This is a genomic window from Kiloniellales bacterium (assembly GCA_030064845.1).
Classification (GTDB): domain Bacteria; phylum Pseudomonadota; class Alphaproteobacteria; order Kiloniellales; family JAKSDN01; genus JASJEC01.
Genome location: JASJEC010000022.1, coordinates 23,019 through 44,459 on the forward strand (window position 1 = coordinate 23,019; position 21,441 = coordinate 44,459).

Here is a 21,441-nt window from a genome sequence, read left to right on the forward strand (position 1 = left end):
CGGGCCGTCTTCCGCAACAAGGGCGCGCCGGTCGGATCATCGGCCCTCATGGTTAAGAGCGAGTTAACCACAGCAGGGCGCCGCCCCGCCAGAGCGTCCTCCCTCTCCGGATTTGTCGGACCGCCGTGGCAAAACTCACAGGCGCCCAAAGGGGGCCGTGTCATCTTCCGATCGCATTCGAACGACATACCGCGATCCAAGAAAGCGCGAAGGCGCAAAGGGACGGGTGAGAGATGGCAGTGCTGGAAAACCTATCGGTCGAACGGGCGGCCGCCGGCCGCGGCGAGGACGAAACGAGACTTCGGGTCCGCTTCGAGGTCTGCCTGAACGCGCGGGAGCGGCGGGTCCCGGGTCTGCGTTTCAAGGAGAAGGTTCAGCTCTTCACGACCGCTCCGCACGGCGAGGAACGCTTTCTCTACGAGCTCGAGCCGGCCACCTTCGAGGCCACGCCTGACGGGCTGGTGCGGCGCGAGCGGCTGATCGCCATGCCCCGCCTGGAAGAAGACCTGGGTGTGGACTGCGGCGTGACCGCGCGGGTCTGGATCACGCCGCGCCTTCCCGAGCCGAGCCCTCCCGCGCCCAGTTCAAAGAAACAGCGCCTGGAATACTGCTTCTGATGCCGGCGGCAGCCGTCCTCAAGGAGCCAGCGTGCATCCTGCTCGTCGTCGCGGCGCTCGCCGCCTAGGGAACCGGCCAGCGCGCACCCGAGGCCTCGCTTCCTGCCGGTGTCCCTCGACAGGGAGGAGCTCGCAAGCATCCACGGCGTGAACGAGCGCCTCCCCGTCGCGGACTACGCCAGTTCCGTCCGGTTCTACCGGGAGCTCCTGACCGAGGCGGCGCAGTAACCTACCACTCCAGTTGTCATGGCCGGACGTGATTCGGCCATCCAGAGCCACCGCAGATCGGGTGCTGCCGGCAAGGAGCCATTCCCCCAATTGTCATTGCCGGACGGGCGGAGCCCAAGCGCTACGCGCTTCCGGCAATCCAGAGCAACCGAAACCCTGGATGCCCGGACTGCGTAGCAGGGCGCGAAGCGGGGTCCGGGCATGACAAAAGTGGGAGACGACCGTGGACTAGCCCTCAGCGTCACCACCACCCCGCCGCTCCGGGTAGAGCGAGAGGAGGCCCTCGCGCGAGGCCGGGCAGACGCCGCGCTCGGTGATGAGGCCCGACACCAGCCGCGCCGGCGTGACGTCGAAGGCGTAGTTCGCCACCGGGCTGGCCTCGGGCGTGATGCGCACGGTCTCGACCTGGCCGGCCGCGGTGCGGCCGGTGATCTCCGAGACCTCGCGGCCGTCGCGCTGCTCGATCGGGATCTCACTAAGGCCGTCCCCGAGGCTCCAGTCGATGGTCGAGCCCGGCAGGGCGACATAGAACGGCACTTGGGTATCCTGCGCCGCCAGGGCCTTCAGGTAGGTCCCGATCTTGTTGCAGACGTCGCCCTCGGCCGTGGTCCGGTCGGTGCCCGTGATGCAGAGGTCGACCTCGCCGTGCTGCATCAGGTGGCCGCCGACGTTGTCGGCGATCACGGTATGGGGAATGCCGTGCTGGGCCAGTTCCCAGGCGGTCAGGCCGGCGCCCTGGTTGCGCGGGCGGGTCTCGTCGACCCAGACGTGGACCGGGACGCCCGAATCGTGGGCCATGTAGAGCGGCGCGATCGCCGTGCCCCAGTCGACCGTGGCGAGCCATCCGGCGTTGCAGTGGGTCAGCACGTTGACCCGGCCGCGTTCGCCGCGCTCTTCCCAGGCTCCGCGGATCAGCGCGAGCCCGTGCTCGCCGATCGCGCGGTTGGTCGCCACGTCCTCGTCGCAGATCCGCGCCGCCAGGCGGTAGGCCGCATCGGCGCGCCCGTCCGCCGGCAGGGGCGCGACCTCGGCGCGCACCCGGTCGAGCGCCCAGCGCAGGTTGACCGCCGTGGGCCGGGTCGCGAGCAGCGTCTCCGCGGCGCCCGCCAGGTTCTCGTCGCCGGCATCGGCTCGGAGGGCGAGCGCCATGCCGTAGGCCGCCGTGGCGCCGATCAGGGGCGCGCCGCGCACCCGCATCGTCACGATCGCCTCGGCGGCGTCAGACAGGCTCTCCAAACGGCGCGTGGTGAATTCGTGCGGCAGCAGGGTCTGGTCGATGATCTCGACCGACCAGCCGTCCTCGGCCAGCCAGATGGTGCGCATGGGGCGGTCGCCGACCTGCATCGCAACGAAGCCTCTTCGAAGAGCGCGCGGTGTCGCCGGGGCGTTCAGCAAGACCGCCTCGGCGGCGCGATGTCAAGCGGAGCGTTCTGGAACCGCCGCTTTGCCCGGTTGAACGCCCGGCTAGCTTGCTTCGAGCACCCGCCCGGCGACCGCGTCGAGCTTGGCCGCCATCGCCGGGTCGCGGGCCTCTGGCGCGGTGATCAGCGCAACGTCCAGGGCCATGTGGCAGCCCCTCTCGCAGGACTCGGCGCGGCCGGCGAGGCGCGGCACCACGTCCTTGATCAGGGCGCGCGCCTTGTCGGCATTTTCCATCAGGACCTTGATCACGGCCTCCACGGTCACGTCCTCGTGGTGATCGTGCCAGCAGTCGTAGTCGGTGACCATGGCGACCGTCGCGTAGCAGAGCTCCGCCTCGCGGGCCAGCTTGGCCTCGGGCATGTTGGTCATGCCGATCACCTCGCAGCCCCAGGAACGGTAGAGCTCGGACTCGGCCTTGCTGGAGAACTGCGGGCCCTCCATCACCATATAACTGCCGCCGGTCGAATGGGGGATCGAGAGCGACTGGCAGGACTCGGCAAGGTGACCGGAAAGCCGGCCGCAGATCGGCTCGGCCATGGACACGTGGGCGACCAGGCCGGTGCCGAAGAAGGACTTGTTGCGCGCGAAAGTGCGGTCGATGAACTGGTCGACCAGGACGAAGGTCCCGGGCGGCAGTTCCTCCTTGAGCGAGCCGACGGCGCTGACCGAGATGATCTCGGTCACGCCCGCGCGCTTCAGGGCATCGATGTTGGCGCGGAAGTTGAGCTCGGACGGCGGGATCCGGTGGCCCCGGCCGTGGCGCGGCAGGAACACCACCTGCTGGCCGTCCAGCCGGCCGAACAGAAACTCGTCGGAGGGCTCACCGAAGGGGCTCTCGATCTTGCGCCACTGGGCGTCTTCCAGGCCTTCGATCGCATAGACGCCGCTGCCGCCGATGACGCCGATCACCGGCGGGGTTCCAGGTGCTGTCATGAAGACTTTCCGGAGAATGGAAGGGACCGCCCTCTATAGGCCGGGCCGCCCCGGATTTCCAGGACTCCCCACACCGAGGGGAGACCCAAGGGTCGAAAAACAAAGACAAGAAGGGATCACCACAGAGACACAGAGAAAAAACCAGAGAGTTTTTATCGCGCGCTTGCGCGCAACCAGATTTGTTTCTCTGTGTCTCTGTGGTGAAAAGAGTTGTTTCTCCGTACCCTGGCTAGAGGTCTTTGACTTAGTTCTATGACTTAGTCATATTGGCTCCAGGAGGGATCCGAGTCATGAGCAAGGTCGTCAACGTCCACGAGGCCAAGACTCATCTGTCGCGCCTGCTAGACCGGGTCGCGGCGGGAGAGGAGATCGTGATCGCCAAGGCCGGCAAGCCGATAGCCCGCCTGACCGCGATGGAGGAGATGGCGCCGCGCCGTCCCGGCCTTTTGAAAGGGCGCCTGCCGGACAGCTTCTTCGATCCGCTGCCAGACGAGGAACTCGAAGCCTGGCGGCAATGAGGGCGCTGCTCGACACCCATGTCGTCCTCTGGTGGTTCTTCGATGATCCGAGAATCTCAGAGGCCGCCGCCGCGCTCATCGCCGACCCGAGCAACGAACTTCTGGTCAGCAGCGGTAGCGCGTGGGAGATCGCGACCAAGCACCGGATCGGCAAGCTGCCGGAGGCCGGCGCTCCCGTCGCGCGCTTCGCTCAGCTGTTGCGCCAGGCCCGCATGCGCGATCTGCCTATCACGGCCGCACACGCCCTTGCCGCCGGCGCCCTGCCGGGCCCGCACCGCGATCCCTTCGATCGCATGCTGATCGCGCAAGCCGACCTGGAGCGCCTGCCTCTCGTGAGTAACGATCCGGTCTTCAATAACTACTCTGTCGAGCTGATCTGGTAGGTCCCTACTCCGCCGCGTCCTGGGCGGCGTGGGGGTTGCGGAAGGCTTCGAGCAGCGCCGCCTCCTGGGCCTTCGCCGCCGCGATGTTGGCTTCCTTGACGTGGCCGAAGCCGCGGATGTCCTGGGGCACCGACGCGAGCGCCACGGCCAGGCCGTGGGTTTCGTGGTCGAGGCCGGCGATCACTTCTTCCATCAGGGTCTCGTAGTCGGCGATGAGCCGGCGTTCCGCCCTGCGTTCCGCCGTGCGGCCGAAGAGGTCGAAGGGCGTGCCGCGCAGGCGCTTGAGGCGGGCCAGAAGCTTGAAGGCCCGCATCATCCAGGGGCCGAACTCCCGCTTGGTCAGGTGCCCGGTCTCGGGATCGCGCAGCGCGGCGACCGGCGGCGCGAGGTGGAAGCTGAGTTTGAAATCGCCCTCGAATTGCTGCTTCACCTTGGCCATGAACTCGGGCGCGGCGTAGAGACGCGCGACCTCGTACTCGTCCTTGACCGCCAGGAGCTTGAAAAAGTTGCGCGCGACTGCCTCGACGAGCCCTTCGCAGCCCGGCGCCCTGGCGGCTTCCGCCTCGCGGACCCGGTCGACCAGGGCCTTGTAGCGGGCACCGTAGGCCGCGTTCTGATAGTCGGTCAGGAAGCCGACCCGGCGCGCAACGACCTCCTCGAGGCTCTGGGAGAGGTGGTGGTTCCGCGGCTCCTGCTTGGGCGCGGCCCGGGCCTCGACCCGGCTCAGGTCGACGGCGGCGCGGCGACCCCAGAGAAAGGCTTCCTTGTTGGCTGCGACCGCGACGCCGTTCAACTCGATCGCGGCGTTGAGCGCCGCCTCGCTGACCGGCACCAGACCTTTCTGCCAAGCGAAGCCGAGCATGAAGAGGTTGGTCGCGATGGAGTCGCCCAAGAGCGCCGTTGCAAGCCGGGTCGCCTCCAGGAAGTCGCTCTTGCCCGGGCCGGCGGCCTCGGCAATCAGGTCGCGCAGCTTCTGATCGGGGAAGACGAAGTCCGGGTTGCTGGTGAACTCGCCGGTCACTGTCTCGTGGCTGTTGACCACCGCGTGGGTCTCGCCCTTGGTGATCTTGGACAGCGCCTCGAAGCCGGCCGCCACGACCAGGTCACAGCCGAGCATCAGGTTGGCACCGCCAGCCGAGATGCGCACGGCGTGAAGATCCTCCGGCGTGTCAGCGAAGCGGACGTGGCTGACCACCGCGCCGCCCTTCTGGGCAAGGCCCGCCATGTCTAGCACCGAGACGCCCTTGCCCTCGATGTGGGCGGCCATGCCGAGCAACGCGCCGATGGTGACGACACCGGTACCGCCGACGCCGGTGACCACGATGTTGTAGGGCTCGGCAAGCTCGGGAATCCGCGGCTCCGGCAGAGCCTCCCAGGCCGGCCCGTCACTGCCCTTGTCGCCGCGCGACTTCCGCGGCTTGCCGCCGTGCACCGTCACGAAACTGGGGCAGAAGCCCTTGAGGCAGGAGAAGTCCTTGTTGCAGGAAGACTGGTCGATCGCCCGCTTGCGGCCGAACTCGGTCTCGATCGGGATCACCGAGAGGCAGTTGGACTGCACCGAGCAGTCGCCGCAGCCCTCGCAGACCAGGTCGTTGATGAAGACGCGCTTGGGCGGATCGGGGTAGAGGCCGCGCTTGCGCCGGCGGCGCTTCTCGGCTGCGCAGGTCTGGTCGTAAACGATAGCGGTGACGCCGGAGGTCTCGCGCAGCCGCTTCTGTATGCTGTCCAGTTCGTCACGGTGGTGCACGGTGACGCCGGGGGCCCACTCGATGCCGATCGGATACTTCTCGGGCTCGTCGGTGACCACGACGATCTCCTCGACGCCCTCGCCGTAGAGCTGCCGGGTGATGATCGCCGGGTCGAGCGGGCCGTCGACGTGCTGCCCGCCGGTCATGGCGACCGCGTCGTTGTAGAGCAGCTTGAAGGTGATGTTGACCTTCGCTGCGACGCAGGCCCGGACCGCCAGGATGCCCGAGTGGTAGTAGGTGCCGTCGCCCAGGTTCGCGAACACGTGCCTAGTCTTGCTGAACGGCGCCTGGCCGATCCACGGCACGCCCTCGCCGCCCATCTGGGTGAAGGTCGCGGTCTCCCGGTCCATCCACTGGACCATGTAGTGACAGCCGATGCCGGCCAGCGCCCGGCTGCCCTCCGGCACCTTGGTCGAGGTGTTGTGCGGACAGCCGGAGCAGAAGTAGGGAATGCGCTGGATCGGCGCCTTCTCCCGGGTGACCTCCGCTTCCTTATCGGCGAGGAACTTGAGCCGGGTCTCGATGTCCTCGCTCGAGTGGAAGCGGGCGATGCGCCGGGCGATCACCCGGGCGATCCGGGCCGGAGTCAGCTCGTCGGTCGAGGGCAGGATCCAGTCGCCTTCCTCGTCGAACTTGCCGATCACCCGCGGCCGCACGTCGGCGCGCCAGTTGTAGAGCTGCTCCTTGAGCTGGTTCTCGATGACTGCGCGCTTCTCCTCGACCACCAGGATCTCGTCCAGGCCCTCGGCGAACTGTCGAATGCCCTCGCGCTCGAGCGGCCAGGTCATGCCGACCTTGTAGACCGCCAGGCCGATCTCCTCGGCCCGGGCCTGGTCGATGCCCAGGTCTTCCAGCGCCTGGCGCACGTCGAGATAGGACTTCCCCGCCGTGACGATGCCGAGGCGGGTCTTCGCGTTGCCCAGGACCTGGCGGTCCAGCCTGTTGGCGCGGGCGAAGGCGATCGCGGCATAGAGCTTGTAGCGATGCAGGTTCTCTTCCTGGGCAAGCACGCCGGCGCGCGTTGCGCCCGTCCAGCGGATGTTGAGACCGCCCTCGGGCATTTCGAAGTCGTCGGGCTGAACGATCTCGATGCGGTGCGGATCGACATAGACCGAGGCCGAGGAATCGACCGTCTCGCCGATTGTCTTGAAGCCGACCCAGCAGCCGGAATAGCGGCTGAGCGCCCAGCCGTAGAGCCCGAGGTCGAGGAACTCCTGGACGCCGGCAGGGTTCAGGACCGGGATCATCGCGTCCATGAAGGTGTATTCGCACTGGTGCGCCAGGGTCGAGGACTTGGCTGTGTGGTCGTCGCCGACCATCAGGAGAACCCCGCCGTGGCGCGACGAACCGGCCGAATTGCCATGCTTGAAGACGTCGCCGCAGCGGTCGGCGCCGGGGCCCTTGCCGTACCACATGGAGAAGACGCCGTCGTAGTTCGAGTCGCCGAACAGCGCGGACTGCTGGCTGCCCCAGATCGCTGTCGCCGCGAGGTCCTCGTTGACCCCGGGCTGAAAGTGGATGTGGTTGGTCTCGAGGAAGCGCTTGGCCGCCCAGAGCTGCTGGTCGACGGCGCCGAGCGGCGAGCCGCGATAACCGGCGATGAAGCAGGCCGTGTTCAGCCCGGCGGCCTGATCGCGCTGGCGCTGCATCATGGGCAGCCGCACCAGCGCCTGTGTCCCGGTCAAGAAGACACGCCCGCTCTCGAGCGCGTACTTGTCTTCGAGCGAGACCGCCGCCAGTGCCATGGAAGTCACCTCAGCAGGGTTGGGAGCTGCCTAAAAAAGGTATCAATTGCTGACCTTTTCAGCAATGGCAGGCGCGCAAAAAGCAAGGATGCAACGCGATCGCGGGCCGGCCCGACGCTTCCTTTCCGAAAAGCCGTATCTCTTTGGAACAATCTGGCTCGCACGAATTCTAGCAGAGAGGGCAAACGGACGCGACGCGGGCTCGCCGAGTTGTGAACGGAATCTCGGCCAAGAGCCTGTTAGCTTGCCCTCCACCTAGAGCAGATCCGTGTTTGACGAATCGCCAGAGGCGATCCGACAAACCCGTTGCTGCTCTAACAATATTGATATCGAGCGGATTCACATGTCTTTGCCGGAACCGCGAAGCGTTTCCGTCAAAACATGATCCGCTCTAGGGTGGGACTGACCGGGAAAGGAAGCGGCGATGCTGCTCGAGCTGTCACTGGCGCTTTTCGTTTCGGTTGCGGCCTGGGCCGATACGGCCCAGGCGCCGCGCGACCCCGGCCCCGGGTTCTGCCCCGAAACGCGCGAGTTCGTGGCGCCCCTGCTACAGACCCGGCCGGAAGACGGACTGCTCTACGAGCAGCAACGCGCGGCGATCCGGATGCCCATCGCCCAGATCCTCGAATTCATGGGCGGGATCGAGCGCGCCTTCGCCATCGCCGAGGCGACCCGCGCCGACGCCGAGCGACGGATCGCCGCCGGCGCCCTGGGCGCGGAGCTGCGCTACCACCAGGACACGGTCCTGCGCGCCGATGCCTTGATCGAGATCCTGCTCTGTCTGACCGAGACCGAGAGTACCGGGCTCAGCACGCCCCAGGGGTTGCCATCGACAAGGCAACCCGCCTGAACCACTATCAGAGCGCGACACGCCGTTGGTTTCGCGGACGCGGGCGATGATGATGCTTCGGGGCTTTCTGCCCCTGATCGCGATTTGGCTGCTGGGCTATCTGGTCGACTGGGAGGCCGCGCTCCTGACGGGCCTAGGCCTGGCCGGCGTCATCGTGGCGAATGGCGCGCTGCGGGGGAATTTCAGGTCCTTCGAGCTCGCGGTCTTCGTGATACTGGCTGCGCTCGCCGTCTTCGACCTGGTGTTCGGTCGGGCGCCCGGCGTGTGGCCCGGAATCCTGGTCTACGCAGGTCTTGCGGTCTTCGCGGCCGGTTCCGTCGTCGTCGGGCGCCCCTTCACCCTTGCCTACGGCCGGGAACGCGTGCACCCCGATACCTGGAGCGCGCCCGGGTTCCGTCCGGTGCACCGAAAGATCAGCCTGGTCTGGTCCCTGGCGTTCGGCTTCCTGGCGCTGGTCCTGACCGGGGCCATGTTCCTGCCGCCTTTCCTCCACGTCGCGACGGCCGTGATCGTCTTCGCCACGATCGCGGCCGGATGCTTGTACTCGGAAGAGCAGTTCGTTCGGATCCCCGGCCGCGCGCGGTCCGCGCCGGACTAAGCGGCGTCCTGCCGCGGCGCAGGATTTGCTACTGCTCGGAACCGCTGGTCGGGATCTTGAGCGTATCCGACACGACCCGGCCGCGATAGGCGAAGAGCCCGCAGGGGCTGCCGTTGCTGATGCTCTTGCAGGCCTCGAGCGCGGCGTAGGGCGTGGCCGTGCGCGCACAGCCCGAAATGCAGTAGGTGAAGGCGCAGGCACGGCCGTCCTCGGATATGACGAAGTGACGCGGGTCGTAAGCCGTGTCGTAGCGCCGGAAGGCCTGGGCGCAGTCGGTGCTCTTGATCAGCTCGACGGGATCATCCCGGTCCGACTGGCCGGCGCTGGCCGCCGGCACCCAAGCGAGGCAGAGGATAAGGATGAAGAGTCTGGTCACGGATGCCATTGTGCTTTCCCCGGTCCTTGTTGAGGCTTGCCGAGCCCGCATCCGCGAGCCGTTTCCGCGTAACCTGCGCTTGAACCAGCATAGGCTCCCGGCGGCGGCGGTAAAGCGCCGATTTGCGTTGACCGGCCTAGCGCGGATCAAGCGGCGTCAGGGCATGAGGCCCGCCTGGAGCAGTTCCTCGAAGATTCAGATTTTGGCCGCTTCGCGCTCTGGACAGGCCGGTCATCGAGGCTCAAGGATGGCGCCATGAACGCCCAGAGATCGGAATCCGCGGCGCCGCGGCTCAAGACGACGCTGACCAGGCTCTATACCGGCCGCAGCAAGCGCGCGACGCGATTCCGCCTGGCGCTCCTAACCTTCGACCTCTTCACCATCCTGTTCTTCCTGCTCGCCACGGTCATCGAGCCGTCGCCCTGGGTGTGGGGCGTCGAGGCGGCGATCGCCGTCGTCCTCACGGCCGATCTCGCGAGCCGCTTGTGGATCGCGCCCCGGAAGCTGCGCTTCCTCGCCGACATCACGACGCTAGCCGACATCGTGGTGATCGCCACCCTTCTGGCCGCCTCGTTCATCCAGGACTGGGCTTTTCTCAGGGTGCTGAGGGCGCTGCGCCTGCTGCGGTCCTACCACGTCCTGCGCGATCTCAGGGGGCGCTACAAGTTCTTCGCCCGCAACGAGGACACCCTGGTCAGCTCGCTCAATCTGGTGGTCTTCATCTTCGTCGTGACGGCCTTCGTCTACGTCGTCGAGAAGGACATCCATCCGGAAATCGGGACCTACGTCGACGCCCTCTACTTCACGGTCGCCACGCTGACCACCACGGGGTTCGGCGATATCACTCTGACCGGCACGCCGGGCCGGCTCCTGGCGGTGGTCATCATGGTGGTCGGCGTCGCCCTGTTCCTGCGCCTCATTCAGACGATCTTCCGGCCCCAGAAGGTCCGCTACACCTGCGGCGACTGCGGACTCTCGCGCCACGACCCGGACGCCACCCACTGCAAGCACTGCGGGGCGACCGTCTTCATCGAGACCGAAGGCGACTAGGCGAGGGCCGCGGGCTACGGGGGCAGGCGCCGCCTGGGCCTTAGCCGGCCGTGACAAAGGACTTCCACGGTCGATGTTGCAGCGGGTTCACTCCTGGTGTCCTCCGATAGAGGTGGCGCGGAAGCTCAGCCTCTACGCCAAGCCGAGATAGCTTGTGATGGTCACGCCCGCTCCTTGCCGAACGGAGACACCGGCCCGTCCGACGCAAGAAGGGTCGCGACCATCGCATTGAACACTGCGGTCGATCGCTTCCGCTATCTGTGGTCGGTCAGATCGGTCACCATCTTCCGATCGCCGCGAAGGCCGGCCACCAGATCTTCCAAGGTCAAGAGACGCTCCCTCAGCGTCGCAATCTCGGCGTCCTTTTGGCGCATCAGCTCCTCGTTCTGGGTATCCTTCTGGCGCGACTCCTCCTGCAGCGCCTTGATCGCGGCAAGCGCCACACCGGCGGCGTCCATCGGCGAGATATGGGTGTCGTCCTCTCCCAGCCCGAAGGCGGCGTGGAAGTCCTGGGCCATGGGCCCGGCGTGGCGCGCCCCGGTGTCGTCGTCCTTGTAGGACCAGGCCGAGACCGGCAGCGAAGCCACCTGGGCCAGCACTTCGGCCTCGTCGAGCGGCGTGACGTCATGTTTCGCCCCGGCGTCGGAGAGCTGCGTCAGGTTGCCGTCGATCACCAGGTTGCCGTTGGGCAGCAGGTTGAAGACCTGATTGCCCGAGTTGATCACCTTGAGGCCGCCACCCTGGGTGAAGCGCAGCTCGCGCGAGCCCTTCTTGGCAAAGAAGGAGTTGGCCGGCCCCATGCCGACGCGCCAGTTGACGCCGGTGGCCGCGTTCGTCAGCTCGATCTGCGGGTTGCCGTTGTTCTCCAGCCGCAGCAGCTGGCGCGAAGCGGTGCCGACCGCATTCTCGTCGACCAGGAACTGGGCCGTGCCGTCGTCGCGCACCACCTCGGCGTCGAAGCCCGAGCAGCTGTTGGTGCCGCTGCCCGCGAAGCTGCCTGCGGCGCTGGACTCGTCGTCGGCGCAGGTGATCGCGCCGTTGATCGTGACCAGCGGGCTCGACACGGTGAGCGCCGAGTCCTGGCTGAGCTCGATATCGCCGTTGATGGTCATGAGGTTCGGGTCGCCGCTGAAGAGCGCATCGCTGCTGACGTTCATGAAGGCATGCTGTCCGACCTCGATATCGCCGGTAATCACGGCTTCCCGGGTGTCGAAGGTGGACATTCGGTACGCCGAAACCGCCAGGCCGGTGCCGAGCGCGGCAATCGAGCCGGTGCCAATGTTGTCGGGGTCGTCCTGGCGGATCAGGGAGTTGTTGAAGGCGGCCAGGGCCGGTTGATCGCCGGAGTTGGTGATCGTGTTGCCGCCGCGCAGCAGAAGGGTGGAGCCGCGGTAGACGACGACCGCTCCACCGTTGCGCACATCGTTCGTCGCGCCGTTTACCGTACTGTTGAACATGCGCACGTAGCTGTTCTCGCCGATACAAAACGGGGTGCAGGACTGACTGCCGTCGTCGATCAGCGCGGGGCCAATGGTCACGTTGTCCATGATCGCCCCGGAGTTCCGCGCAATGAAAACTCCGAAATCGGTGTCTTCGACGACCATGTCCCACATCCGAACGAAGGCCTCGTTCGTGATGAACAAGCCATCGCCCTGGATCCTGAGGTTGTCGAGCTTGATGTCCTGCGCCACCGAAACGCTCACCTCGCCATTGATCACGTTCAGGTTTGGATCCATGTTCGTGCCCCGAAGATGCACGTCGTCTCTGTAGATCCACACAAACTCGTCGCAGGTACCGGTGAACTCGATGAGGTAAAATCCGGAATGAATGGCGTCCTGCAGGGCGGTGGGCGAGGTCGCTGGATTATCGCAGTCGATGATCTGGGCTTGAGCGCGCTCGGACCCGGCCGCGAGGAACAAGAGCCCTGCGGCTGCAAGATTTCTGATCATGATAGTCTCCCTGGATTGAATTCATTGCTGAAAAGAGAATCCGTCGGGGTTCTCGGCACACGTGGTCCCGATGGCGGGCGGGGCCCGTCAGTTGAGATCTCTCGAAAAAGTTGTGTGCCATCGCCTTAACCCGTTTGGGCTAATGATGACTGCCTGTCTTGTAATTTGTTTCTCAGCGGCCCGGAGATGAGAAGTTTACTCGCTGCCTGCTCCTATGGTCAGGCTCATCGCTCTGAGGGCCGTTTTTTCAACAACAGGAATATATAACCCAAGCCTTGATTGACTGCAATCAGCCGCTTGCCTCAGGGCCGCGCGCGGCAGCCTCGTCAGCTTTATCGGCAAGGGCTGAATAGACAACCCATTGCAGGCTCACATCTAGGCCGCCCGAATGCCGGCGACGAAGCTGTCGATCTTCCCGCTCAATTCGTCCGCCATGCCGTTGAGAGCGTCGGCGGCGCCCACCACCTGATTTGTGGCTTGCCCCGTCGCTTCGGTGGCCTCGCGGATGCCGGAAATGGAGTCCGTCACCTCCTGGGTTCCGGTCGCGGCATGCTGGGCGTTTCGCGAGATTTCCTGGGTCGCTCCGCTCTGCTGGTCGATCGCCGCCGCGACCGCCGTGGCCATTTCGCCCATCCGGCCGATCACGCTGCGAATCTGGTCGATAGCGGTCACCGCCTCCTGGGAAACCGACTGTATCTCGCCGATCTGAGCGGCGATCTGCTCCGTGGCCTTGGCGGTTTGGCTGGCCAGCGACTTGACCTCGGAGGCGACCACGGCGAAGCCCTTTCCGGCGTCCCCGGCGCGCGCCGCCTCGATGGTCGCGTTGAGCGCCAGGAGATTGGTCTGCTCGGCAATATCGTTGATCAGGCTGACCACCTCGCCGATCTGTTGGCTCATCTCGGCCAGGCTCTGCATCGTCGTATTCGTCTTCTCCGCCGTGCCGATCGCCTCGGACGCGATCTCGGTCGAACGCGACACCTGGTTGCTGACCTCATTGATCGAGCTCGACATCTCCTCGGCCGCCGCGGCCACCGTTTGAACGTTAGCCGAGGCCTGCTCGGCCGCACTGGCCACGGCGTTGGACTGCTGGTTGGTCTGATCGACGTTGCCCGACATGTCCTTGGCCGTCGACTGAAGCTCTCCGGCAGCCCGGGCTACGCTTTGGACCACGGTCTTGACACTCGCCTCCAGCTCGTCCGCCATCTGCCGCATCGCCCGGGCCTTCTCTTCCTCCGCGCGCTTCTCGTTTTCCGCCTGTTCGGCCTGCAGACGCCGCTTCTCGATCGCGTTTCCCTTGAAGACCTCGACGCTTCGCGCCATCGCGCCGATCTCATCGCCCGAACCGGTAGCCGGGATCTCGATCTCGATATCGTTGTTGGCGAGGGCGGTCATGGCTTGAGTCAGCGACTTGGTGCGCGAGGTGATGTTGCGGCTGATCGCGAATCCGGCGCCGCCGGCACTGGCAAGCGCGGCCAAGCCCACGAAGATGACAATCAGGGACATCGCGCTTCCGGCCGCCTCTAGCGCCGCCATTTCCTGTTGGGCGCGCTCGCCCGTGTGGTCCACCAGAGCACGGATGCGCTTGGTGACCTCGGCATCCGCCGCGGCGAAGGCTCCGGTCAGCACTTCGATCGCCTGCGCCTGCGCGAAGCTTCCCGCGAAGTCGAAGACCTGACCCGCCGCCTCCTTGACCAGTGCCAAGTCGCCCCGCAGCGCCTCGCTGGTCTCGTAGCCGAACTGGTCGGCGCCCTGCTGGTAGGTTTCAATCGCCGTGTCGATCTCGGCCAGCAAAGCGTCATTTTCGAGCCGCTTCCGCGCGAGTTTTTCCAGATCCAGCTCTGCCGGCGCGCCCGCGACCAAGCCGCGGCTGCGCTCCAGAAGCAGCTCGATTCGGGCGACCTGCGACGTGCCTTGGAGCCCGACTTCGTGGAGCACCTTGCCCGACGCTGCCATACGCGAAGCGCCGATCTGGGCGGCTACGGCGAGCACGACGATGCCGACCGCCGCTAGTCCGATGATCAGATAGAGCTTGGCTCCGATCGTACCGAATACCTTGACCACGTCTCGGATCCTTTCAACCGGGCAACTCATGTCCCGGTGCGACAGACGGGACGGAAGGGTCCGCCTTCCGTCCCGGTTGCCGTGTTCTCAGTTAGCCGCCGAACTTGCGCGCGGCTTCGATGACCTTGGCCATTTCGGCCGTCGGCTGACCGGCGGTCACCAGGATCAGAGGCTGCTCGATCGAACGGTCGGTGCCGACCACGGCAACCTTATTGTTGACCGTATTGTTGACCGCGATGCCGATCGCCTGAGGCACCTGGCCGACGATGCTGACGACCTGGGTGGCACCCGGCAGCTCGCGGGCATTGGCCGTGATCTCGCCGCCGCCCATCACTTCTTTCTCGACCATGGAGCGGACGCCGCCGCCCTTGGTCTCCATGACCACGAGGATCGGCGCCGCCTTGCCGCCGAGCTCCTGCCAGTTCTTGATCTTGCCGGACATGATGTCGGCGATCTGGGCGAGGCTCAGGTTCTTGACCGGGTTCGAAGGATGCACCACGAAGGCGACGCGGGTCGTGCCGACCCTGTGGGCCATGAGGTTCAGCCCGTCCGTGGCCCCGGGCTTCTTCTTGTTGACCTTCTTGACGGTCGTCTCGAGCGGAGCCGAGATCATGGCCATGCTCGCGTTGCCGGCGGCCAGGTCCATGATTCCCCGGCTGCTGCCGTTGGCGACGACCTTCAAGGACTGCCCGGACTGCTTTTCGATATCGGACTTGTGCGGCAGCATGATGTTGCTGGCCACGGTGGTCGAGCCATGGACCGAGATCTCGACGGCGCGGGCGTCCGTGCCGATGCCCAGACCGAGCGTCGCGGCAAGGGCAAGTCCAAAGAAGGTTCTTCCAATCATCGTCATAAGTCTCCCGTGCGGTGGTAGCGGCATGGGTCGGCCACTCGCCGAACTCAGGCCTTTGACGCAGTGATAGCTTTTTAGGCGTAGTCTAAAGATGTTATCGTTTTCTGAAGAAATCGGCCCCCGCCGCGAAGCGCGGGCGTCTCCAGTCGTAATGTGTGGGGTACGGGAAACGCCGCGACGGCCGTCCGCCCGACTCTTTTGGCCCGCGCCTAAACGGCCACCCCCGCCTTCAGGCCTTCCAGCACCGCCTCTTCCGCCGTGCGCGGCGAGATGCAGTCGCCGACCAGGTGGTGGTCGAGGCCGAGGTCGCGCAGGATGGCCTCGACCGCGTTCGCCGGGTTGTGGCCCTGGCAGAGGACCAGGGTGTCGACGCCCTCGCAAAGCACGGCCTCGCCGCTCATCAGGTGCTGGAGATAGACCGTGTCGGAATCGGCGCCGTAGAGGCGGACATAGGGGATGGTCTCGACGCCCAGTTTGTGCAGGCGGCCGATGCTGGAATCCCGCACGTACATCTGGATGGTCTGTCCCGCCATGGTGCCGTTGACCGCCAGCTTCACGGCGCAGCCCTGCTCGGCCAGCATTTCCGCGATGCCGATGCCGATCCAGTCGGCCCGCCAGTCGGCCACGACGACCGATTGCCCGACGTTGACCTGCCCCTGGAGCACCTGCCAGGCGTCGACCACGTGGGCCTCGTCCCGGCCCTCGATCTCGGGCCAGCGCGGCGTGGCGCCGGTCGCAACGATCACGCTGTCTGGCGCAAAATCCTCGATGGCCGCCCGGTCCACGGCCGCGCCTTTGCGAACCTCGACGCCGGCCAGCGCCATCTCCCGGGTCAGGTTGGTGACGATGCCGCCGAACTCGGCCCGGTGGGGCAGCATCTGGGCCAGCTTCGCCTGGCCGCCGAGCTGCTGGCTCTGCTCGAAGAGTGTGACCGTATGGCCGCGTTCGGCCGCGACCGCCGCGGCCTTCATGCCGCCGGGGCCGCCGCCCACCACCATGACCCGCTTCTTAACAGCGGCCGGCGGCAGGGCACCGTACTTCAGCTCGCGGCCGCTCGCCGGATTCTGGATGCAGGAGATCGGATAGCCGGCGTGGAAGTGCCCGATGCAGGCCTGGTTGCAGGCGATGCAGGCGCGGATGTCGTCGACCCGGCCGGCCTCGGCCTTGTTGCCGATCTCGGGGTCGCAGATCATGGCCCGGGTCATGCCGCAAAGGTCGGCCTGGCCCGCGGCGAGGATCTTCTCGGCCTCCTGGGGCTGGTTGATCCGCCCGGTGACCAAGGTCGGCAGGCCGCAGCGCGCCTTGATCCGCTGGCCCATGGGCGCGGTGTAGCCCGGCTGCTCGAACATGGGCGGCACGATATGGATCGAGCCGGCGAGCGTCGCCGAGGAGCCGGCGACCACGCTGAAGTAGTCCAGTTCGCCCGGCTCGGCGATCAGCGCGCAGGCCTCCAGCATCTCGCCCGCCTCCAGCCCCTCGTGGCTCAGCTCGTCGGCCGAGAGCCGCAGGCCGATGACGAAGCCCCTGCCCGCCTTGGCCCGGATGTCGGCGACGATCTCGCGGATGAAGCGGGTGCGGTTCTCCAGCGAGCCGCCGTAGACGTCGTCGCGCCGGTTGACCTGGGCGTTGAGGAACTGGGCCGGCAGGTAGCCGTGGGACGAGACGATCTCGACGCCGTCCAAGCCGGCCTCGACCATGCGGCGGGCGGCGTCGCCGTGATAGGCGATCACCTCCCGGACCAGCTCGATCGGCATGGGCCGCGGCAGGACGTGGAAGCGCTCGTTGGGCGTCGCCGAGGCGCTGTAGGAGACCGGCGCCGTGCCGTCTTCCGAGGCCAGCATCTCGCGCCCCGGGTGGAACAGTTGGGCGATCAGGCCGCAGCCGTGGCCGTGCAGGGCCTTGGCCAGGGCGCGGTAGCCAGGAATGCAGTCGTCGGTGTCGACCCGGATCGGCTCGGCGACGAAAACGGCGCTGGGATGGACCAAGGCGACCTCGGTGACGATCAGCCCGGCGCCGCCGCGCGCCCGCGCCTCGTGATAGGCGATCATGGCTTCGCCGATCATGCCGCGGTCGTTCAGGTGGGTCTCATGCCCGGTCGAGACGATGCGGTTGCGCAGCTCCAGGTCGCCGATGGTGATCGGCGAGAAGAGATGGGGAAAGAGCGCGCTGCTCATGCTCGATCTTCGCTCCCTGTGCCCAAGTGCCGGCTTTTGAAACCGGGCAAGGACGGAGCTTATCCTAGCGCGCTTCGGATGACTTCCTCACCCCCGTTTCTCGTAGAGCCCCTCGATCTTGTCGCGGTAGGCCTCGACGATCTTGTGGCGGCGCACCTTGAGGGTCGGCGTCATCATGCCGTTGTCGATCGAGAAGGCCTCCGGGGCGATCGCGAAGCGGCGCACCCGCTCCATGTTCGAGAGCTTGCGGTTGACCCGGTCGACCGCCTTGGCCATGGCGGTGTGGAAGCCCGAGTCCTGGGCCACCACCGAGAGGTCGTGCGCCGTGCCATGCTGCTGGGCCCAGGACCTGACGAACTCCTCCTCCGGCACCAGCAGCGCCACCAGGTTGGGCCGCTTGTCGCCGTAGACCATGGCCTGGCTGATCTCGGGCTCCAGCGTCAGGAAGCCCTCGACCCGGGCAGGCGAGACGTTGTCGCCGCCGGAGAACACGATGATGTCCTTCTTGCGGTCGGTGATCTTGATGTAGCCGTCCTCGTCCAGCTCGGCGATGTCGCCGGTGTAGAGCCAGCCGTCCTTGAGCACCGCCTTGGTCGCCTCCTCGTTCTGCCAGTAGCCCTTCATCACGAGGTCGCCCTTAACCAGGAGCTCGCCGTCCTCGGCGATTTTGACCTCGACGCCGTCCATCGGAGGGCCCACGGTCTCCATCTTGAACTTCGAGGGCCGGTTGGCCGAGACCACCGGCGCCGCCTCGGTTTGGCCGTAGCCCTGGAGCACAGGCAGGCCGAGCGCGACGAAGTAGATGCCGATGTCGGTGTTGAGCGCCGCGCCGCCCGAGACCATGGCCTTGAGCCGGCCGCCGAAGCGCTGGCGCACCTTCTTGCGCACCAGGACCTCGACGATGCCGTTCAGGACGTGGTCGACCACGCTCATGCTGGCCGGGTCCTTGTAGGCCTTGGTGCCGAGGCTGACCGCGAGCGAGAAGAGCCGCTGCTTGAGCTTGCTCTGCTTCTGGACGCCGCGCTCGATCCGCTGGTGCATGGATTCGTAGAGCCGGGGCACCGCGGTCATGATCGTCGGGCGCGCCTCGGCCAGATTGTTGAGCAGCTTGTCGACGCCCTCGGCGTAGTAGATCTGCGCGCCGACGGCGATTGGGAAGAACTGGCCACCCGAGTGTTCGTAAGCGTGGCTGAGCGGCAGGAAGGACAGGAAGACGTCGTCGCCGAGCCCGACCTCGGTCAGGAGGCCGTAGGCGCCCCGGCAGTTGCAGAGGATGTTCCTGTGGCTCAGCATTACACCGCGCGGCGTGCCGCCGGTGCCCGAGGTGTAGATCAGGCAGGCGATGTCGTCGCGGTCCGTCTTGGCCACGCGCTCGTCGATGCCGTCGGACAGCCCGCGACCGCGTGCCAGGACGTCGTCCCAGCGGTGAACGTCGAAGGCGACCTTCTGCTCCAGGTCCTGATCTTCGATCGAGATCACCCACTTGCAGTCCGGCGCCTCGAGCGCCGCCGGCAGCAGGCGCCGGCCGAGCGCGCGGGTCGAGACGATGGCGCCGCTGGCACCGCTGTTGGTCAGGATGTGATTGTGGTCCTCGGGCGTGTTGGTGGTGTAGGCCGGCACGGTGATGCCGCCGGCCGCCATGATCGCGATGTCGGCGATCAGCCACTCGGGGCGGTTCTCCGAGACCAGGACGATGCGTTCACCCGGCTGCAGGCCGAGGTCGATCAGGCCGCGCGCCAGTTCCCTGACCGCGTCGGCCGTCTCGCGCCAGGTCAGGGGGCGGTAGGCGCCGTCGCGCTTGACCCAGAGAAAAGGCGAGTCGCCTCCTTCGCGCGCCTTTTCGAAGAAGAGCTCGGTCAGGCTCGCCCAGTCCTTGAAAGCCATGATCTCCCCTCTGGCCGGGAATAGTGGCCGACACGGTGCGGCTCCGGCGCCTTTCGTATTGGTGGCCACATAAATGCCCCCTATATCCCCGGGGTCAAGACGCGGCGGCAATCCAAAAGAGCCAAGGGAGAAAGTGGTGACGGCTGACACGGCGCTCAAATCGCTTCCGGAATGGGACCTCGACGACCTCTACCCCGGGCGTGACTCCAAGCAACTGCAAGACGACCTGGACCGGGCCGAGTCCGAGGCGCGGGCCTTCCGCGCGGACTTCGAGGGCCGGCTCGCCGGCCTCGCGGGGGACACGTTGGCAGGCGCGATCGGCCGCTACGAGGCGATTCGCGAGATTCTCGGACGGGCCATGAGCTACGCCCAGCTGGTCCACGCCGGCGACATGAGCGATCCCGAGATCGGCCGCTTCTATCAGACCCTCCAGGAACGCACGACCGTGATCGGCAGCGAGCTGCTGTTCTTCGGGCTGGAGCTCAACCGCGTCGACGAGGACGCCCTCGAAGCCAAGCTGAAGGCGAGCGGCGCGCTCGCCCGCTACCGTCCCTGGCTGCGCGACCTCAGGGCGTCCCGCCCCCACCAGCTCGACGACAAGCTCGAGGAGCTCCTGCACGAGAAGTACGTGGCCGGCCGGGCCGCCTGGATGCGGCTGTTCGACGAGACGATGGCGGGCCTGCGCTTCCCGCTCGACGGCGAAGAGCTGACCAGCGCCCAGGTCCTGCACAAGCTGACCGACCCGGACGGGGCCGTACGCAAGGCGGCGGCCAAGTCGCTCGCCGGGGTGCTGGGCGAGAATGTCCGGACCATCGCCCTGATCACCAACACGCTGGCCAAGGACAAGCAGATCGAAGACCGCTGGCGCGGCTTCAAGGCCCCGGTCTCGTCGCGCAACCTGGACAACCTGGTGGAGGACGAGGTGGTCGAGGCGCTGGTCTCGGCGGTCAAGGCGGCCTACCCGCGCCTATCGCACCGCTACTACGCCTTGAAGGCGCGCTGGCTCGGCGTCGAGCGCCTGCCCTACTGGGACCGCAACGCGCCCCTGCCCGATCAGGACGACCGCGTGATCCCTTGGATGGAGGCCCAGCGCACCGTGCTCGAGGCCTACGGCGCCTTCACGCCCGAGCTGGCCGAGCTGGGCCGGCGCTTCTTCGAGCGGAGCTGGATCGATGCCCCGACCCGGCCGGGCAAGTCGCCCGGCGCCTTCGCCCACCCGACGGTGCCGAGCGCGCACCCCTACCTGCTGCTGAATTACCAGGGCCGGACCCGCGACGTCATGACCCTGGCCCACGAGCTGGGTCACGGCGTGCACCAACTGCTGGCCGGCGGCCAGGGCCAGCTCATGGCCTCGACGCCGCTCACCCTGGCGGAGACGGCCAGCGTGTTTGGCGAGATGCTGACCTTCCGCGCGCTGCTCAAGGCCGAGACCGATCCCAAGCGGCGTAAGGCCATGCTGGCCGGCAAGGTCGAGGACATGCTCAACACCGTGGTGCGGCAGATCGCCTTCCACGAGTTCGAGCGGCGCCTGCACGACCGCCGGCGCGAGAGCGAGCTGACCGCCGAGGAGATCGGCGAGATCTGGATGGAGACCCAGAAGGAGAGCCTAGGGCCGGCCTTCGCGTTCGACGATGACTACAAGGTCTTCTGGAGCTACGTGCCCCACTTCATCCACGTGCCGTTCTATGTCTACGCCTACGCCTTCGGCGACTGCCTGGTGAACTCGCTCTACGCGGTCTACGAGCAGGCCGCCGAGGGTTTCGCTGAGAAGTACCTGGCCCTGCTCGAAGCCGGAGGCACCAAGCGGCACAAGGAGCTGCTGGCGCCCTTCGGCCTCGACGCCTCGGACCCGGCGTTCTGGGACAAGGGCCTCTCGGTCATCGAGGGCTTCATCGACCAGCTCGAGGCGATGGACTAGGGCCTGTTGACATTCACGGCGCGCTCCTGGCGGGAGCGCATTTGCGCCGGGGCCAGGAGCGGGAGGCGCCGTGGGGTGGGGCCCCACAAGGCCTTCCGCGACGCCGCCCCGGCGCAAATGCGCCCCGTCCCGAA

The 21,441-nt window shown here is 66.7% G+C and carries 16 protein-coding genes; 7 read left to right on the forward strand and 9 right to left on the reverse strand.

From position 1 onward, the window contains the following. The first annotated feature begins 233 nt into the window (after positions 1-233). Entirely contained in the window at positions 234-617 is a 384-nt protein-coding gene (locus tag QNJ67_10450; GenBank protein MDJ0609385.1) for a hypothetical protein, read from the forward strand. Between the two features lie 456 nt (positions 618-1,073). On the opposite strand, the gene mtnA is transcribed toward QNJ67_10450, so the two are convergent. After that, complete coding sequence (gene mtnA / locus QNJ67_10455; GenBank protein ID MDJ0609386.1) at positions 1,074-2,189, reverse strand: S-methyl-5-thioribose-1-phosphate isomerase; 1,116 nt, start codon at positions 2,187-2,189, stop codon at positions 1,074-1,076. A 120-nt stretch (positions 2,190-2,309) separates the two neighbouring features. Continuing rightward, entirely contained in the window at positions 2,310-3,200 is an 891-nt protein-coding gene (locus QNJ67_10460; GenBank protein MDJ0609387.1) for an S-methyl-5'-thioadenosine phosphorylase, read from the reverse strand. Positions 3,201-3,490: 290 nt separating this feature from the next. Between QNJ67_10460 and QNJ67_10465 the strand changes: the two genes are divergently transcribed. Together QNJ67_10465 and QNJ67_10470 are read left to right on the forward strand one after the other, a co-directional pair. Continuing rightward, positions 3,491-3,718, forward strand: a complete 228-nt coding sequence (locus QNJ67_10465) for a type II toxin-antitoxin system Phd/YefM family antitoxin (protein ID MDJ0609388.1) — start codon at positions 3,491-3,493, stop codon at positions 3,716-3,718. Then, a complete protein-coding gene (locus QNJ67_10470) occupies positions 3,715-4,101 on the forward strand; it encodes a type II toxin-antitoxin system VapC family toxin (GenBank protein MDJ0609389.1) in 387 nt (128 codons plus the stop codon). Before QNJ67_10465 ends, QNJ67_10470 begins: the two co-directional genes overlap by 4 nt. A gap of 4 nt (positions 4,102-4,105) precedes the next feature. Here the strand turns inward: QNJ67_10470 and QNJ67_10475 are convergent, their stop codons facing one another. Next, entirely contained in the window at positions 4,106-7,594 is a 3,489-nt protein-coding gene (locus QNJ67_10475; protein MDJ0609390.1) for an indolepyruvate ferredoxin oxidoreductase family protein, read from the reverse strand. 424 nt (positions 7,595-8,018) lie between these two features. On the opposite strand from QNJ67_10475, the gene QNJ67_10480 reads away from it, so the two are divergent. Next, positions 8,019-8,444 carry a hypothetical protein gene (locus QNJ67_10480; protein ID MDJ0609391.1) on the forward strand — a complete coding sequence of 142 codons (426 nt, stop codon included), beginning with the start codon at positions 8,019-8,021 and terminating at the stop codon, positions 8,442-8,444. 46 nt (positions 8,445-8,490) lie between these two features. Next, positions 8,491-9,042 carry a hypothetical protein gene (locus QNJ67_10485; protein ID MDJ0609392.1) on the forward strand — a complete coding sequence of 184 codons (552 nt, stop codon included), beginning with the start codon at positions 8,491-8,493 and terminating at the stop codon, positions 9,040-9,042. Between the two features lie 28 nt (positions 9,043-9,070). Here the strand turns inward: QNJ67_10485 and QNJ67_10490 are convergent, their stop codons facing one another. Next, complete coding sequence (locus QNJ67_10490; protein ID MDJ0609393.1) at positions 9,071-9,418, reverse strand: hypothetical protein; 348 nt, start codon at positions 9,416-9,418, stop codon at positions 9,071-9,073. Positions 9,419-9,673: 255 nt separating this feature from the next. Between QNJ67_10490 and QNJ67_10495 the strand changes: the two genes are divergently transcribed. Beyond that, a complete protein-coding gene (locus QNJ67_10495; protein ID MDJ0609394.1) occupies positions 9,674-10,468 on the forward strand; it encodes a potassium channel family protein in 795 nt (264 codons plus the stop codon). A 254-nt stretch (positions 10,469-10,722) separates the two neighbouring features. Here QNJ67_10495 and QNJ67_10500 read toward each other — a convergent pair whose 3' ends face one another. The 5 genes from QNJ67_10500 to QNJ67_10520 all read right to left on the reverse strand — a co-directional run bounded on the left by QNJ67_10500 (position 10,723) and on the right by QNJ67_10520 (position 19,389). Then, positions 10,723-12,417 (reverse strand): tail fiber domain-containing protein, encoded by a 1,695-nt coding sequence (locus QNJ67_10500; GenBank protein ID MDJ0609395.1) that lies wholly within the window; start codon positions 12,415-12,417, stop codon positions 10,723-10,725. A gap of 375 nt (positions 12,418-12,792) precedes the next feature. Further along, entirely contained in the window at positions 12,793-14,478 is a 1,686-nt protein-coding gene (locus QNJ67_10505; GenBank protein ID MDJ0609396.1) for a methyl-accepting chemotaxis protein, read from the reverse strand. A gap of 91 nt (positions 14,479-14,569) precedes the next feature. Beyond that, positions 14,570-15,325 carry a substrate-binding domain-containing protein gene (locus tag QNJ67_10510; protein MDJ0609397.1) on the reverse strand — a complete coding sequence of 252 codons (756 nt, stop codon included), beginning with the start codon at positions 15,323-15,325 and terminating at the stop codon, positions 14,570-14,572. Positions 15,326-15,540: 215 nt separating this feature from the next. Continuing rightward, positions 15,541-17,505 (reverse strand): FAD-dependent oxidoreductase, encoded by a 1,965-nt coding sequence (locus QNJ67_10515; GenBank protein MDJ0609398.1) that lies wholly within the window; start codon positions 17,503-17,505, stop codon positions 15,541-15,543. 87 nt (positions 17,506-17,592) lie between these two features. Further along, positions 17,593-19,389: a long-chain fatty acid--CoA ligase gene (locus QNJ67_10520; GenBank protein ID MDJ0609399.1), complete on the reverse strand. Its 1,797-nt coding sequence runs from the start codon at positions 19,387-19,389 to the stop codon at positions 17,593-17,595. A gap of 136 nt (positions 19,390-19,525) precedes the next feature. On the opposite strand from QNJ67_10520, the gene QNJ67_10525 reads away from it, so the two are divergent. Further along, entirely contained in the window at positions 19,526-21,307 is a 1,782-nt protein-coding gene (locus QNJ67_10525; protein MDJ0609400.1) for a M3 family oligoendopeptidase, read from the forward strand. Positions 21,308-21,441: the final 134 nt, after the last annotated feature.

What these genes read in the sequence shown, in the direction of transcription:
- QNJ67_10450 (MDJ0609385.1), top strand. Translation starts at nt 234, where the DNA reads ATGGCAGTGCTGGAAAACCTATCGGTCGAACGGGCGGCCGCCGGCCGC.
- mtnA (MDJ0609386.1), bottom strand. Translation starts at nt 2,189, where the DNA reads ATGCAGGTCGGCGACCGCCCCATGCGCACCATCTGGCTGGCCGAGGAC.
- QNJ67_10460 (MDJ0609387.1), bottom strand. Translation starts at nt 3,200, where the DNA reads ATGACAGCACCTGGAACCCCGCCGGTGATCGGCGTCATCGGCGGCAGC.
- QNJ67_10465 (MDJ0609388.1), top strand. Translation starts at nt 3,491, where the DNA reads ATGAGCAAGGTCGTCAACGTCCACGAGGCCAAGACTCATCTGTCGCGC.
- QNJ67_10470 (MDJ0609389.1), top strand. Translation starts at nt 3,715, where the DNA reads ATGAGGGCGCTGCTCGACACCCATGTCGTCCTCTGGTGGTTCTTCGAT.
- QNJ67_10475 (MDJ0609390.1), bottom strand. Translation starts at nt 7,594, where the DNA reads ATGGCACTGGCGGCGGTCTCGCTCGAAGACAAGTACGCGCTCGAGAGC.
- QNJ67_10480 (MDJ0609391.1), top strand. Translation starts at nt 8,019, where the DNA reads ATGCTGCTCGAGCTGTCACTGGCGCTTTTCGTTTCGGTTGCGGCCTGG.
- QNJ67_10485 (MDJ0609392.1), top strand. Translation starts at nt 8,491, where the DNA reads ATGATGATGCTTCGGGGCTTTCTGCCCCTGATCGCGATTTGGCTGCTG.
- QNJ67_10495 (MDJ0609394.1), top strand. Translation starts at nt 9,674, where the DNA reads ATGAACGCCCAGAGATCGGAATCCGCGGCGCCGCGGCTCAAGACGACG.
- QNJ67_10500 (MDJ0609395.1), bottom strand. Translation starts at nt 12,417, where the DNA reads ATGATCAGAAATCTTGCAGCCGCAGGGCTCTTGTTCCTCGCGGCCGGG.
- QNJ67_10510 (MDJ0609397.1), bottom strand. Translation starts at nt 15,325, where the DNA reads ATGATTGGAAGAACCTTCTTTGGACTTGCCCTTGCCGCGACGCTCGGT.
- QNJ67_10515 (MDJ0609398.1), bottom strand. Translation starts at nt 17,505, where the DNA reads ATGAGCAGCGCGCTCTTTCCCCATCTCTTCTCGCCGATCACCATCGGC.
- QNJ67_10520 (MDJ0609399.1), bottom strand. Translation starts at nt 19,389, where the DNA reads ATGGCTTTCAAGGACTGGGCGAGCCTGACCGAGCTCTTCTTCGAAAAG.